Source organism: Clostridium algoriphilum (genome assembly GCF_020443705.1).
Lineage (GTDB): Bacteria > Bacillota > Clostridia > Clostridiales > Clostridiaceae > Clostridium_AD > Clostridium_AD algoriphilum.
Genome location: NZ_JAIZZK010000009.1, coordinates 22,262 through 37,006 on the forward strand (window position 1 = coordinate 22,262; position 14,745 = coordinate 37,006).

13 protein-coding genes and 1 pseudogene are annotated in these 14,745 nt (G+C 32.2%); all 14 read left to right on the forward strand.

The window, feature by feature from the left end:
* Nucleotides 1-29 precede the first annotated feature (29 nt).
* Nucleotides 30-1,451, forward strand: coding sequence for an arginine-ornithine antiporter (gene arcD / locus LGK95_RS08765; RefSeq protein ID WP_226124185.1), 1,422 nt, complete (start codon nucleotides 30-32; stop codon nucleotides 1,449-1,451).
* A 23-nt stretch (nucleotides 1,452-1,474) separates the two neighbouring features.
* Nucleotides 1,475-2,596, forward strand: a complete 1,122-nt coding sequence (locus LGK95_RS08770) for an aminotransferase (RefSeq protein ID WP_226124188.1) — start codon at nucleotides 1,475-1,477, stop codon at nucleotides 2,594-2,596.
* A 28-nt stretch (nucleotides 2,597-2,624) separates the two neighbouring features.
* Complete coding sequence (gene arcC, locus LGK95_RS08775; protein WP_226124189.1) at nucleotides 2,625-3,575, forward strand: carbamate kinase; 951 nt, start codon at nucleotides 2,625-2,627, stop codon at nucleotides 3,573-3,575.
* A 422-nt stretch (nucleotides 3,576-3,997) separates the two neighbouring features.
* Entirely contained in the window at nucleotides 3,998-4,912 is a 915-nt protein-coding gene (locus tag LGK95_RS08780; protein WP_226124190.1) for an ABC transporter ATP-binding protein, read from the forward strand.
* Nucleotides 4,913-4,919: 7 nt separating this feature from the next.
* A complete protein-coding gene (locus LGK95_RS08785) occupies nucleotides 4,920-5,756 on the forward strand; it encodes an ABC transporter permease (RefSeq protein WP_226124191.1) in 837 nt (278 codons plus the stop codon).
* Nucleotides 5,757-6,164: 408 nt separating this feature from the next.
* A complete protein-coding gene (locus LGK95_RS08790) occupies nucleotides 6,165-7,205 on the forward strand; it encodes a 2-hydroxyacid dehydrogenase (RefSeq protein WP_226124192.1) in 1,041 nt (346 codons plus the stop codon).
* Between the two features lie 96 nt (nucleotides 7,206-7,301).
* A complete protein-coding gene (locus LGK95_RS08795) occupies nucleotides 7,302-7,868 on the forward strand; it encodes a glycerol-3-phosphate responsive antiterminator (RefSeq protein WP_226124193.1) in 567 nt (188 codons plus the stop codon).
* Between the two features lie 67 nt (nucleotides 7,869-7,935).
* Nucleotides 7,936-9,000: a 2-hydroxyacid dehydrogenase gene (locus tag LGK95_RS08800; protein ID WP_226124194.1), complete on the forward strand. Its 1,065-nt coding sequence runs from the start codon at nucleotides 7,936-7,938 to the stop codon at nucleotides 8,998-9,000.
* A gap of 82 nt (nucleotides 9,001-9,082) precedes the next feature.
* Entirely contained in the window at nucleotides 9,083-9,976 is an 894-nt protein-coding gene (locus tag LGK95_RS08805) for a class II fructose-bisphosphate aldolase (RefSeq protein WP_226124195.1), read from the forward strand.
* A 67-nt stretch (nucleotides 9,977-10,043) separates the two neighbouring features.
* Nucleotides 10,044-10,343, forward strand: a complete 300-nt coding sequence (locus tag LGK95_RS08810; RefSeq protein WP_226124197.1) for a PTS sugar transporter subunit IIB — start codon at nucleotides 10,044-10,046, stop codon at nucleotides 10,341-10,343.
* A 91-nt stretch (nucleotides 10,344-10,434) separates the two neighbouring features.
* Nucleotides 10,435-11,709 (forward strand): PTS transporter subunit IIC, encoded by a 1,275-nt coding sequence (locus LGK95_RS08815; protein WP_226124199.1) that lies wholly within the window; start codon nucleotides 10,435-10,437, stop codon nucleotides 11,707-11,709.
* Nucleotides 11,710-11,772: 63 nt separating this feature from the next.
* Entirely contained in the window at nucleotides 11,773-12,246 is a 474-nt protein-coding gene (locus LGK95_RS08820) for a PTS sugar transporter subunit IIA (protein ID WP_226124201.1), read from the forward strand.
* Between the two features lie 203 nt (nucleotides 12,247-12,449).
* Entirely contained in the window at nucleotides 12,450-14,162 is a 1,713-nt protein-coding gene (gene ptsP, locus LGK95_RS08825) for a phosphoenolpyruvate--protein phosphotransferase (protein ID WP_226124203.1), read from the forward strand.
* Between the two features lie 21 nt (nucleotides 14,163-14,183).
* Nucleotides 14,184-14,684 (forward strand): annotated as a pseudogene (locus tag LGK95_RS08830) (pyruvate, water dikinase regulatory protein); the annotation flags it as partial.
* Nucleotides 14,685-14,745: the final 61 nt, after the last annotated feature.

Sequence of the window (14,745 nt, forward strand, 5' to 3'; positions counted from 1 at the left end):
TTGCTAGTATGACGGAAGGAGATTATAAAATGGCTGATAAATCTAAAAAACTAGGCTTATTTTCACTAACAGCACTAGTTATTACTTCCTCAATAGGTGCTGGTATATTTAATATATCGGGTGATTTAGCATCAGGTGCTGCTGCAGGACCTGCAGTTATTGCATGGATAATTGTTGGTTTTGGTATTTTAATGTTATCGTTATCATTTAACAATTTATTGTTAAAAAAACCTGAATTAAATGGTATATTTAGCTATGCAGAAGATGGTTTTGGAGAATTTGGAGGCTTCATTAGTGGATGGGGATATTGGTTATCCGCATGGCTTGGTAATGTAGCATTTGCTACAATGCTTATGAGCACACTTTCTTACTTCTTTCCTGTCTTTGGAAATGGTCAAAATATCGCCTCAATTATTGGTGCTAGTATTTTTATGTGGATACTTACTTTCATAGTTAATAGAGGAGTTGAAGAAGCTGCTGTTATAAATACAGTAGTTACCATATTTAAATTAATACCAATCTTTTTATTCATAGTCATAGGTATTATAGCTTTTAAGGTGGATTTATTTACTTATCATTTCTGGGGGAACATTTCTACTAATTTTAATTTATCAGATATATTCTCACAAGTTAAAAATTGTATGATGGTAATGATGTGGGTTTTTGTTGGTATAGAAGGAGCTTCAATGTTATCTTCCCGTGCTAATAAAAAATCTGAAGCCGGAAGAGCAACTATTCTTGGATTAGTGGGCTTATTAATTATTTACGTTTTAGCTTCCATGATCCCTTATGGAGTTATGAGTAAAGATCAGTTATCAAAATTAGCCACTCCTTCAATGGCTTACATCTTAAAAGATATTGTTGGGCCTTGGGGAGCTGCCTTCATAAATATAGGTTTAATAATTTCAATCTCAGGTGCATGGCTATCTTGGACGATGTTACCATCTGAAACAACTCTTTTAATGGCTCGTTCAAAATTATTGCCAAAAATATTTGGTAAGGTAAATAAAGCGGGTGCGCCTACTTTTTCTTTAATTACCACAGCGGTCTTAATTCAACTATTTATTTTTACTTTCTTATTTACAGATAAAGCATACCAATTTGCTTATTCTCTTTGTACTGCTGCAATATTAGTATGTTATTTATTTGTTGGATTGTACCAATTTAAAATATCTTATCTAAACAGACATGAAAAAGGCGAAAAAAAACAAATAATCATAGGTTTAATTACTGTAATTTTCGAAATTTGGGCAATTGTAGTTTCAGGACTAAACTATACTCTACTTTGCCTTATAGCTTATATTCCTGGAATCGTGTTTTTTGCCATGGCGAGAAAAGAAAATGGTGAAAAGAAATTATTAACAAAAACACAATTAATATTAACAACTTTAATTGCTATTGGATCAATATATGTTATTTATCAATTAGCCTCAGGAAAAATTACTATTTAAATTTCTGAAAAGGGGTCTTTAATATGAAAATCGCAAATTTTGGTGTTGAAGAATGGTTAAATGTTTGGGAGAATGATGCTATTTACGATATAGCAGGAAGCTCAATTGCTTCATTTTCATTAGAAGAAATAATATCTATAGATGGTACAACTCCACAGGAATTTTTTGATGGAATATTAAAAACAAAAATGAATTATGGATGGATAGAAGGTTCTCCAGAGTTTAAAAAGGAAGTTAGTAAATTATATAAAAATGTTCCACCTGAAAATATCCTACAAACTAATGGAGCAACAGGCGCAAATCTATTAGCATTATATTCATTAGTCGAGCCCGGTGATCATGTAATTGCGATGCATCCTAGCTATCAGCAATTATATGAGATTCCAAAGTCTTTTGGTGCTGAAGTGGATTTTTGGGAAATTTATGAAGATAATGATTGGCAACCAAAGCTTGATGAACTAAACAAATTAATACGTCCAAATACAAAATTAATTTGTTTGAATAATGCAAACAATCCTACTGGAACTATATTTGATGACGACTTTCTAAAAGAAGTAATTAAGATTGCGGGTAATGTGGGTGCTTACATTTTAGTTGATGAAGTATATAAACCTTTAGAGTCTACTATTTCTGTTTCTTCCATAGTAGACTTATATGATAAAGGGATCTCAACAAACAGTTTATCAAAAACATATTCAGTTCCAGGAATACGTGTCGGTTGGATTGCTAGCAATAAAGAATTAGCAGATTCATTTAGAAAATATCGTGATTATACTATGATTTGTTCAGGAGTTTTTGATGATTATCTAGCTGTTCATGTATTAAAAAATAAAGAATTGGTACTAGAAAGAAATAAAAATATTATTCATACGAACTTAGAAATAGTTAAAGAATGGGTTGAAAAAGAACCCCGTGTTTCACTAGTATTGCCAAAATATGTTTCTACATCATTTATCAGATTAGATATACCTGTTGATGTAGAACAATTTTGTATAGATATTTTGAAAGAAAAAGGAGTCCTTTTAGTTCCAGGTAATCGGTTTGACGTTCCAATGCATGCTAGATTAGGATATTGCACACATACAGAAATATTAAAAAACGGATTAAAAGAATTATCTGCTTATTTAAGAAAGTTTGATAAATAATTTAATATTAAATAAAGGAGAAATTAATATGGCAAGAATAGTAATTGCACTTGGGGGGAATGCCCTTCAAGCAAACCCAAAGGATACAACAGCAGAAGCACAGTTAGTAACCGCAAGACAGACTTCAGAGACTATAGTAGATTTAATTGAAGAAGGCCATGAGGTGATAGTTGCTCATGGTAATGGACCTCAAGTTGGTCAACTTGTAGCTACTTATGAAGCAGCAGCGTCTATAAATGAAAATAGCCCAGTAATGCCTTTTCCTGAGTGTGGGGCTATGAGCCAAGGGTATATAGGATATCATCTACAACAAAGTATTAGAGCAGAGATGAGAAAAAGAGGGATAAATAAGGAAGTTGCAACAATAGTTACACAGGTAATAGTTGACGCGAATGACCCAGGATTTAAAAACCCAACTAAACCAGTAGGTTCTTTCTTTACTCAGGAGCAGGCTAAGAAATTGATGGTTGAAAAAGGATATACAATGAAGGAAGATTCTAATAGAGGTTGGAGACGTGTTGTGGCTTCGCCACTACCAATTGATATAGTTGAAGAACCTATCATTAGAACACTAGTTGAGGCCGGACATATTGTTATAACTGTTGGTGGAGGAGGTATACCTGTAATTGATAAAGGAAATGGAAATCTTGTAGGAGTGCCAGCTGTAATTGATAAAGATTTTGCTTCTTGCAAAATAGCGGAACTACTAAATGCGGATGCTTTTGTTGTACTTACAGCGGTTGAACAGGTTGCTATTAACTTTGGCAAGCCAAACCAGAAGAATCTTTCAAGAATAACTGTAGAAGAGGCTAAAATCTATATTGAAGAAGGCCAGTTTGCTCCTGGTTCCATGCTTCCAAAAATAAAAGCGGCGCTTAGTTTCGTAGATGCAAAAGAGGGTAGAAGAGCAATTATAACATCCCTTGAAAAAGCTAAGGATGCAATAAGTGAAGCAGCAGGAACAGTCATAACAAAATAGTTTACATGTGAAATATACAATGACACAACATCTGCAAAGGTGTATATAAAGTATTTATCTCAATTTGCTTTTAAAATGTATATTAGATATTTAAGGCTGAATAGTAATAAATATTAGAATAGAATCCTGATAACTACTTTTGTTAGCAGGATTCTTTATATTTAAAATTGTTGTATGAAAACAAGAGATAATACGAGTTTAGAGTGCCTAGTCCATTGGGTAAGGCTCATACGTCTTATAAAATAAGTTGTATTTAGGCGAATTATAGGTATAATTTTACATAGGAAAGCCGATCACGTAAGCGAGGCAAACTTCGCTTTGAGCATTAAAATGAATGAAGTCTTTTTCGACTAATTATAGCCCTTCGAGTATATGACAATGTGGCCGCGAAAATCTAGAAAACAGTTGATAGGAGTGATACCATGAGAAACATAATAGAAGTTAAGGATTTTGTAAAGAAATATGATAAATTTACAGCAGTCGACAATGTTTCATTTGAGGTAGAAGAAGGAAGCATTTTTGCATTTTTAGGCCCAAATGGAGCAGGTAAAAGCACAACCATAAATACATTGTGCACCATATTCGATAAGACCTCAGGTACACTGACTATTGACGGAAAAGACGTTTCGCATGAAAAGGATGCCGTTAGAAGTGTTATAGGGGTTGTTTTTCAGGAACCGACATTGGATAATAAAATGACTGTTCTGGAAAATTTAATTATGCATTGTCATTTTTATAGTATTCCCAAAAGTGAAACCGACGAGCGTATCCAGTTTGTTTTAAATTTAGTGGATTTACTGGATTGGAAAAAAGCAATGGTAAGCAGTCTGTCCGGTGGGATGAAACGGCGTGTGGAAATAGCCAGAGCACTGCTGCACTACCCAAAAGTATTGTTCTTAGATGAACCAACCACAGGTCTTGACCCTCAAACAAGGGCTCATATGTGGGAATATATTGTAAAGCTTCAAAAGGAGAAGAATATTACCATTTTTCTAACAACACACTACATGGAAGAGGCCGAGATTTGCAGTAAAGTTGCAATTATGGATGCCGGTAAAATCGTTGCATTAGACACTCCTTATCATTTGAAACAGCAATATACAAAGGATAAAGCAAATATTACAACCACAGACGAGCAAGGTCTAGAGGTATTGCTAGATACGGCTGGGTTTATTTACAAGAAAAAAACTGGTTATTATTGCGTTGAAGTTAATGATTTACCAAAACTTATGGAGATTATAAGTGAGCATAAAGCTGCAATAACAGATTTGGAAATTAACAAAGGCACATTGAATGATGTATTCTTAGAAATTACGGGAAAAGATATAAGAAAGTGAGGAATTTATGGATATTATAATAGCTTTATGGTTTAGAAACATTAAAATTTTTGCTAGGAATCGCGTTCAGCTTATTTTCACGATTATCATGCCATTCTTTTTTTTATTTGTGTTCAGTTCGGTATTTAAAAATCAAAATATTGAAAATCCAGTAAACTATATGCTGGCCGGTATTGTGATAACCACTGTCTTTCAAACCGCCCTTACCGTTGCTACAAGTACAATTGAAGATATTGTTTCGGGATTTATGAAGGAAGTTCTTGTAAGTCCAGTTAAACGAATCCAAATTGCTGCAGGTCAGCTATTATCAGCAGCAACAATAGCAACTATGCAAGGAATTATTATTTTATTCATTGGTTACTTTATAGGACTTAAGTTTACATCCTGGATAACACCATTTGCGGTAATCGCTGTGATGATTGTCGTTGGACTTGTGTTTTCCGGGCTTGGATTGTTTATAGCGACTCTGGTTAAGAATTCACAAACATTTCAAGTTGTAATAACGGCGATTACAATGCCCCTTACATTTCTTTGTGGTGCATATATTCCGCTTTCAATGTTACCAAAAGTATTGCAATATATTGCATATCTCAATCCTATGACATATACAACAGCGTTTTTTAGAACCATCATACTGGAAAAGACGTCTTTAACAACCAATCAATTGGTTGCGGAACAGCTTGCTTTTAAAATAGGAAATTTTATAATTACGCCCCTTATCAGCATGGTGATTGTAATCATTTTCGGACTCGTATTTTTACTATTATCAACTTATGTTTTTTCAAGGGTTGATTTTTCAAGAATTAATCGCTCAAAAAGTAAAGAGGCTGATATATTTAGTTAGTAATAATAAGAAATAACACGATGTATAAGTATTTTTATACATTGTGTTATTTTTTTCTGAAATTATTTTCTAACAATTATTGTAAAGCAAGTAAGTTGATATTCAATTTTGTAAATAATTAGTTTGGAAATTAATTTAGCTAAATATAAGTATTGACAAATCAAAAGAAACCGTATACAATCATATTATAAACTTACTTAATATATCAATATATACTTTGTAAGTATTCAGAAAACAAAATAACTAGTTGAATAGAGTAATTGAATTCGACTAAAAGCTATTATAATTTATAATAGCTTTTAGTCGAATTTTTTTTATAAAAATTACTTAACTGATGGATTTTGGAGAATCTCTTAAATTATCTTATTTCTTGCAACGTAATTTATAAAAAAAGGAGAATGAATTATTATGAAAAAGACAAAAATTTTACTTGTATCTGACGGTGGAGTTACTTCCAAACTAATGAAAAAAATGTTTGAGCTTGAGAAATATGGTGCTGAAGTATCTATGATAGAAGACAAAGATATGTATGCTATGGGACCTATCACTGACCGTATGCTTCAAATTGAATTAGGTGGTGTTGCTGCTGCTCCTACTTACAAGCCTTTACTAGATGCTTGCAAGGATAAAGATATTATAGTGGTACATGTTGCTTCCATAAATAAAGAAGTTATTAACGCCTCTGAGAATTTAAAGGTTGCTGCCGTATTACGAGGTGGTTATGAAAACGCTGATGTAGAAGCATTAACTGAACGTGGTATTAAGCTTATAAATGCACCATGGAGGAGTGCTCATGCTGTAGCTGATTTTACTGTTGGTATGATGATTGCTGAAAATAAGAATATCGCACGTAGTCATAAGTGTATTTCTGAAGGAAAATGGTGTAAAAAATTTGTAAACCAAGAATATATTCATGATATGCGTACATGTACTGTAGGTATCATTGGCTTTGGTTATATTGGGCGTCAGCTTGTTAAAAGATTAAGTGGTTTTGGTTCTAAAGTTATTATATATGATCCATTTATGGATCCTAAGGTTATCAAAGAAGCCGGATGTACAGCAGTAACATTTGAGGAGTTATTAGCACAATCTGATTTTGTTACAGTGCACATACGTCTTTCAGACAAAACCAATAAGTTCATTGGGGAAAAAGAATTTTCTCAAATGAAATCCACTGCATATTTTATAAATACTGCACGTGCTGGTATAGTCGATACAGATGCACTTATTCATGCATTACAAACAAAATCCATTGGTGGTGCTGCTATCGATGTATTTGATAACGAACCATTACCATCTGATAGTCCATTCTTGAAATTAGAAAATATTACACTTACGTCGCACTTGGCAGGTACGTCATGTGATACTATGCGTAATTCTGTTGAAATAGGTTTTGATGATATTAAAAATTATTTGCAAGGTGTACCAATGCAAAATGTACGTAACTAAGTAATTCAGATTCATTGTTGACAAGTAAGTGTTGAATATATAATGTAAAAGGGAGGTAATATAAATAAAATATGAATGAATTGGAGAATGAAACATATGGACATTAAAGGAAACAAATTTTTAATAATTCCCTCTGTGAGGATGATTAAAGATCTAGCATATGCGCTTACACTTGATAATCCATACATACTATTAAGTGAAACTCATATAGGTAATTTAAGATCTCTTGCAGATATGTGTCATAAAGCTAATAAAAAGGTAATAGTTAATCTGGAATTGATAGGAGGTTTAAATCTAGATAAAATAGGAATTCTTTTTATAAAACAGTTGTATAAAGTCGATGTTGTAATTGGTGCTAGTACATCTAAGATAAATATGTTGAACAATATTGGATTAGATACAATACAAAGGATTACATTAATGGATTCTAAATCTTTTGATACTTCGTTAAAATCTATTCCAGGTTCTAAATGTGCTGCAATAGAAATAAGACCATGCATTTATGGTATAAAATTTATCGAAAAAATAAGAAAAGTTAAAAATGTGCCATTGTTTTTGGGTGGGTTCATTGATGATGTAGATATGATTCATAAGGCGAAAGAAGCTGGATTTGTAGGAGCTACTACAAGTTGTAAATCCTTGTGGGATATGAAAACAAAATAAATTAGTTGTGTAGTGTAATATAATCTAAAAATAACATTGAATAATTTAAATAAAAGGAGGGATGAGCATGAAAATAGTTGGAATAGGTGACTCATTAATTCCAGAAAACTACATTAAAGAAGGATTTAAAAACTTTGAAGAGCAGGGAGTTAAAGTAGAAACTATTCAATGGAGGCTGGAAAGTTATAAAGAACTACAAAACATTAATCTTATGGTTGAAACTGGAGGGAGTGAAGCGTATGAGCCACCCAAATATATTTTTGACGCGGTAAAAGATGCAGATATTATCATTACGCAATTTTGTCCAATAACAAAAAAACTGATTGATTATTGCGATAATTTAAAAGCTGTTGGTGTTTTAAGAGGTGGATATGAAAATATAAATTTTCAGTATGCAGATGAAAAAGGAATTATTGTATTTAACACACCAGGAAGAAATGCAAATGCCGTGGCCGATTTCACAGTGGGACTTCTAATTTCTGAATGCAGAAATATATCAAAGAGTCATTTGAATTTAAAAGATGGTAAATGGGTTAGGGATTATACAAATGCTGATTCTGTTCCTGATTTAGCTGATAAAATAGTAGGAATTATTGGTTTTGGAGAAATAGGAAGAAAAGTTGCAAAAAGATTAGCTGGTTTTGATATGAAGATTGTTTCATATGATCCTTTTTTTAGGGGCAAAGTTTTAGATGTGGAAATGGTAACATTAGAAAAATTAATGAGAATTTCTGATTTTGTGACTTTACATGCAAGGTTAACAAAAGATACGGAAGGGTTAATTAATAAAGATTTATTAAGCTTAATGAAGCCAACTGCATACTTAATTAATTCTGCAAGATCTGGGTTAATTGATGAAAAGGCATTGTATGATGCATTAAAAAATAAAAAAATTATTGGTGCTGCATTAGATGTTTTCGATGAAGAGCCACCAAGTAAAGAGTATCCATTGCTTACTTTAGAAAATATTACTGTAACACCTCATTTAGCTGGTGGAACTAAAGATGCATTTACTAATTCACCAAAACTTTTAGCAGCTGAAATGATTAAAGTTTTAACTGGAGTTAAGTCAAGATATGTTGTAAATAAAGACACTTATAGCGAAAATACAAATAGCTGTAGAAAATTATAAATTTAAATTTAAAAAGTAGGATAGATATTGTAACTTGTGGAATGTCAATGAGGCAATAGTAAAGATATGGGAGGGAATTAAAATGGGATTGGTAAATTTAGAAAGCATATTAAGCGATGCAAGAAAAAATAAGTATGCAGTAGGTGCATTTGATGTAAGCAATAATGATATGGCTATGGCAGTTATAGAGGTAGCGGAAGAACTAAAATCACCAGTGATTTTAATGGGATTAAAGGTTGATCTAGAAGGAGATAGGCTACAATATTGGACAACTGCACTAAAAGCAATGGCTAAGAAGGCTAGTGTACCAGTTTGTTTACATTTAGACCATGCAACAGATGTGGATTTTATTAAGAAATCAATAGATAATGGGTTTACATCTGTTATGTTTGATGGATCTGTACTACCATTAGAAGAAAATATAAGAATTACTAAAGAAGTTGTGGAATATGCACATAAATTTAATGTGTCCGTAGAAGCGGAATTAGGCCATGTTGGTGATGGAATTGTAGGAAATTCAGAAACAGGCGTAGTAAAAGATGATAAAGATGCATATGATAATCCTGATGATTTTTTAACAAATCCAAAAGAAATGGAATATTTCATTAAAAGTACAGGTATTGATGCATTAGCTGTTGCAGTTGGAACTGCACATGGGGTATATGTAAACGAGCCAAAACTACACTTTGATAGACTCGATGATTTAAATAAAATTTCAACATTACCATTGGTAATGCATGGTGGATCGGGAACACCTGATGAAGCAATAAAAAAATCTGTTGAACTTGGAATATGTAAATTAAATATATTTTCAGAAATGCTAGCAGGGTTCTTTACATCACTAAAGGAATTGCTAAACAGTAAGGAACAAATGTCTATTTGGCCAATTACAGCTTATGCTCGACCATTAGAAGCAATGAAAGATGTTGTTAGAGATAAAATAATATTATTAGGATCTAATAATAGGGTAAAATAAAAATATTAGGTAAAATTCGATTTAGTTTATATATTCAATAAATATGTATAGAAGGAGACGAAAAAATATGAAAGATAAAATAAAAATTTTATGTTGTTGTGGAGCAGGAATATGCACATCAAATTACTTAAAAGAGGATATTGAAGACAGAATTAAACAAGAAGGATTTAAAAATGTAAAAATTGAAATATGTAGAGTAAGTGATTTAGAGGATTCAATAGATGGAGCTGATCTACTTGTTACAACTGTGCAGTTAAAGAAAACGTATTCAATTCCTATGGTAAGAGCTTTAGGAATAATGCTTGATGATGTAGCTGCTAAAAAAGCATTGGATGAGATAGTAGAAGAAATCAAGAAAATACAATAATAAACATTATAATTTAATCTATAATAAGATTGTGAATTTACCCACTAGGCCTAGTATACAGTTATAAATAATTTTTAGGGGGAATAGTATTATGGGATTTATACATTTAATAAATACAACCTTATCAGCTTTTTTCGGATTTAATTCTACTGTAACTGTAATAAGTATTATTCTTATAGTTTCGCTGATTGTAAGAGTTCCACTGAGGAAAGCAATACTTGGTTCATTGAAGGTTTCAATAGGACTTACCGGTATATTTCTTGTTGTAGATTTAATACAGTCACAGATGGCGATGCCAATAGCAAACATGATTTCAATTTATGGAATTAATAAAAGTATAACGGACATTGGTTGGGGTTCTTTGGGATATGCTTTTGGAAATACGTATGGTTATTTTGGTGTACTAGTATTTTTAGTAGCAAATGTATTTTTAGTGTCTATAAGATATACCCAAACTTTGTATGTAGATGTTTTTAATACATGGAGACCTATGTTACTCGGAGGTATGGTAGGGGTTGCTAGTGGAAGTTTTTTAATTGCCACAGCAGCTGTAATAATATTCCTTATGGTAGATGTAAAGGTAGCAGATATCGCGGCACCATATATAGAGAAAATTAATAATTTTCCTCCTGGTGGATCATGGCCTCATGGTGGACATTTTTCCTTCCAGTCATGTATTTCAATACCTATTGAATGGGTTTTAAAAAGAACGCCTATTATCAAGAATATAAATCTCCAGGCTGAAACCATAGAAGAAAAGTTTGGTATATTCGGTGAAACTTCAGTGATGGGAGCAATATTAGGTATCTTAATTGGTTTATTTAGTCAGATAGGAATTATGCCTTCTTTCTTGCTTGGAGTTAAGATGGCTGCAGCATTTGTTCTTCTTCCTAGAATGGCAGCAATACTTGTAGAAGGATGGTTCCCAGTTATAAAAGCTTCAAGAAAGATGATTGTTAGTAAACTTAAAAGGGACGATATACGTATAGCACTTGATTGTTCAACTGTTATAGGACATCCATCAGTTATTCCTACAACATTAATTATGTATCCGTTGGCGTTAATTATATCTGTTTTCCTTCCAGGCAACCAAATGATTGCTTCTGTAAGTTTAATAATAATTCTTTGGCAAAGTGCTGCAGTTAATGCTATTACTGAAGGGAATATTGCCCACAATATAATTATACTTTCCATAATAACTTGCTTATTCTGTTGGGGTGCTACTTTAATGGCTGGACCTATGACTCAGTTAGCTAGTACTCTTGGATATAATCCTGCTAAAGGATTAATATCCACTTGGGACGCTGCAGGTACTCCTGAAATAGTTATCGTATATAAAATGTTTTCATGGTTATTTCACTTCTAATTAGAAAAATATTTGTAGTCTAAGTGCTATATTCAAGGAGAAAATTAAAAGGAGGATTGTATTATGAATAATGAAACTGATGTATTTTATGATGTAGTAATGATAAAAAATATAAAAACAAAGGAAGAGGCAATAAGTTACCTAGCTAATCATTTGCATGAAAAAGGGTATGTAAATGAAAATTATGGACTTGCCACAATAGAAAGGGAACTAACTTATCCGACTGCACTTCCTACAAAACCTATAGGCATTGCGGTGCCACATTCTGTAGCTGAAAATGTTATAAAACAGGCAGTTGTGCTTGGAATAACTGATAATTTTGTTGAATTTAATGAAATGGGTAACGAAGATTCTAAAGTTAATGTTGGAATAATATTTTTACTTGCATTAAAAGGTGAAAATAATCATCTCAACTATCTAAGAAACATTGTTAATTATTGTAAAGTTGAGGCTAATGTTACAAGACTTTATGAAGCTAAGTCTGTAGATGAAGCTAATAAAATTTTCAAATGTGAAATATTAAATACAGAGAAATAAAGCATTTTTTAAGAGAAAGTCTTTATTATAGTGCACTAGCAATAGACATAGAGGGAAGACGAAATAATATACTTTTAGTGCCAAGGCGTATAATTACTAGTTTTCTGTGGATATAAATGTGCAAGCTCATAAAAAAATCTTGAGCTTGCATATTTATTTTAGTAGAGAGTAAATTTGGAGAAGAATAGGAAGGAGTTTTCAATATGATTTTGGGTACAGGGGTCTCACCGGGAATTGCTATGGGAAAAGTTTTACTTTTACAAAATGAAGAATTTGTAATTAAAAAGAATATGATCAATGATATTGAAGCCGAAAAAAATAGATTTTTTAAAGCTTTAGAAGATTCAAAAAATGAATTGTTACAAATTAAAGACAAAGCACTAAAAGAACTTGGCGAAGAAAAGGCCGCTATTTTTGAAGCTCATTTAATGGTGCTAAAAGATCCTGAACTGATATCAAGTACAGTGGACAAAATAGAAGTTGAAAAATTCAGTGCTGATTATTGCTTTAAGGTAGTGACTACAGACTTTATAAAATTGTTTGAAGGTATGGATAATGAATACATGAGAGAAAGAGTTTCTGACATTAGAGATGTTTCCCAACGAGTGCTTGGATATATGCTTGGAATAAAATCAGTGGATTTATCTACACTTAAGGAGAGTGTATTATTAGTTTCTAATGATTTAACCCCTTCTCAAACTGCTAACATGGATAAAGAAAAGGTACTTGGTTTTTTAACTAATGTTGGAGGGAGAACCTCCCATACTGCAATTATGGCTAGAAGTCTTGAAATCCCAGCCGTTGTTGGCTTGAAAAATATCACTACAACAATTAAGCAGGGTGACTATGTTATTATTGATGGAGATAGCGGTAAGGTTTTAATAAATCCAGATGCAGAGAATATTGCTCTCTACAATAAGCTAAAAAAAGAGTGTGAAAAAATAAAACAGGGGCTACAATCAGTTAAAGACCAAGCAAGTGTAACCTTTGATGGAAAAAAAGTAGAATTAGCTGGAAATATTGGAACACCAGAAGATATTACTGGACTTTTAAACAATGGTGCGGAGGGTGTAGGATTGTTTAGAACTGAATTTATCTATATGAATAGAGAGTGTTTGCCAACAGAAGAAGAGCAATTTGATTCCTACAAAACTGTATTGGAAGCATTAAGTCCAAAGCCAGTTGTTATTAGAACATTAGATGCAGGTGGAGATAAGGAACTTAGTTACCTAAACATTGACAAAGAGATGAATCCTTTCTTAGGATATAGAGCTATTAGAATTTGTTTGAAAGAAACAGCTTTATTTAAGACTCAATTAAGAGCCCTACTAAGAGCAAGTGTGTACGGTAATCTTAAAATTATGTTTCCTATGATTTCTAGCTTAGAAGAGCTTCTTTTAGCAAAAGATATATTGAATGAAGTTAAAGAAGAACTGGACACAAGTAAAGTTTCCTATGATTCTAACATAGAAGTAGGCATGATGATAGAAGTACCGTCAGCAGCAATTATAAGTGATATATTGGCCAAACATGTAGATTTTCTTAGCATAGGCACAAATGATTTAATTCAATACACTTGTGCAGTGGACAGAATGAATGAAAAAATTCATGACCTTTATAGTCCATTTAACCCAGCTGTTTTAAGACTTATTAAAATGGTTATTGATAATGGACACAAAGAAGGCATTTGGGTTGGAATGTGCGGTGAAATGGCTGGAGACAGAAAACTCATTCCTATTTTATTAGGAATGGGATTAGATGAATTTAGTATGAGTCCAATATCTATTTTACCTGCAAGAAAACTCATTCACTCATTAAGTTACAGTGATATGAAAATTTTTACAGATGTTATACTAACAATGACTTCTTCAGAGGATATACAGAGTTACATCGAAAAAGATGTAACGATACTATAAAGTGTAAGGTACATTTTTTAAGATAAACAGCCAGAATATATTCAGGGGGGAATATGGAACGTGGATAAGGAGTATCATAAAAGAATAGAAGCTATGGAATTTGCTATACAATATGATGATAGTAGGGATTACAATGGATTGAAACATGCAGACGTAGTGATTATAGGTGTTTCAAGGACTTCAAAAACTCCTTTATGTATGTATTTAGCTCATAAAGGCATTAAAGCAATAAATATACCTTTAGTGCCTGAAGTGCCTGTTCCAGAAGAGCTATATAACATTCATGGAAAGAAAATCATAGGGCTTACAATAAATCCTTTTGAGCTTAGTGAAATAAGAAAAAACAGAATGGGTAAATTCAATGGACTTAATTCTAACTTTCAATATGCTAATGATTCAAGAATATTAGAAGAGTTAGATTATGCGGAAAAAATAATGAAAAAAACAAGATGTTTAACAATCGATGTTACTAAAAGAGCTATAGAGGAAACTGCTTTAATTATTATGAAAAGTATAGGGTAAAATGAAAAACGTAGGCTTAGGTTAATTGTAAATCAATACAAAAATCTAAACTTACGTTTTT

Coding starts and splice junctions, on each gene's coding strand:
- arcD (WP_226124185.1), top strand. CDS start 30: ATGGCTGATAAATCTAAAAAACTAGGCTTATTTTCACTAACAGCACTA.
- LGK95_RS08770 (WP_226124188.1), top strand. CDS start 1,475: ATGAAAATCGCAAATTTTGGTGTTGAAGAATGGTTAAATGTTTGGGAG.
- arcC (WP_226124189.1), top strand. CDS start 2,625: ATGGCAAGAATAGTAATTGCACTTGGGGGGAATGCCCTTCAAGCAAAC.
- LGK95_RS08780 (WP_226124190.1), top strand. CDS start 3,998: ATGAGAAACATAATAGAAGTTAAGGATTTTGTAAAGAAATATGATAAA.
- LGK95_RS08785 (WP_226124191.1), top strand. CDS start 4,920: ATGGATATTATAATAGCTTTATGGTTTAGAAACATTAAAATTTTTGCT.
- LGK95_RS08790 (WP_226124192.1), top strand. CDS start 6,165: ATGAAAAAGACAAAAATTTTACTTGTATCTGACGGTGGAGTTACTTCC.
- LGK95_RS08795 (WP_226124193.1), top strand. CDS start 7,302: ATGGACATTAAAGGAAACAAATTTTTAATAATTCCCTCTGTGAGGATG.
- LGK95_RS08800 (WP_226124194.1), top strand. CDS start 7,936: ATGAAAATAGTTGGAATAGGTGACTCATTAATTCCAGAAAACTACATT.
- LGK95_RS08805 (WP_226124195.1), top strand. CDS start 9,083: ATGGGATTGGTAAATTTAGAAAGCATATTAAGCGATGCAAGAAAAAAT.
- LGK95_RS08810 (WP_226124197.1), top strand. CDS start 10,044: ATGAAAGATAAAATAAAAATTTTATGTTGTTGTGGAGCAGGAATATGC.
- LGK95_RS08815 (WP_226124199.1), top strand. CDS start 10,435: ATGGGATTTATACATTTAATAAATACAACCTTATCAGCTTTTTTCGGA.
- LGK95_RS08820 (WP_226124201.1), top strand. CDS start 11,773: ATGAATAATGAAACTGATGTATTTTATGATGTAGTAATGATAAAAAAT.
- ptsP (WP_226124203.1), top strand. CDS start 12,450: ATGATTTTGGGTACAGGGGTCTCACCGGGAATTGCTATGGGAAAAGTT.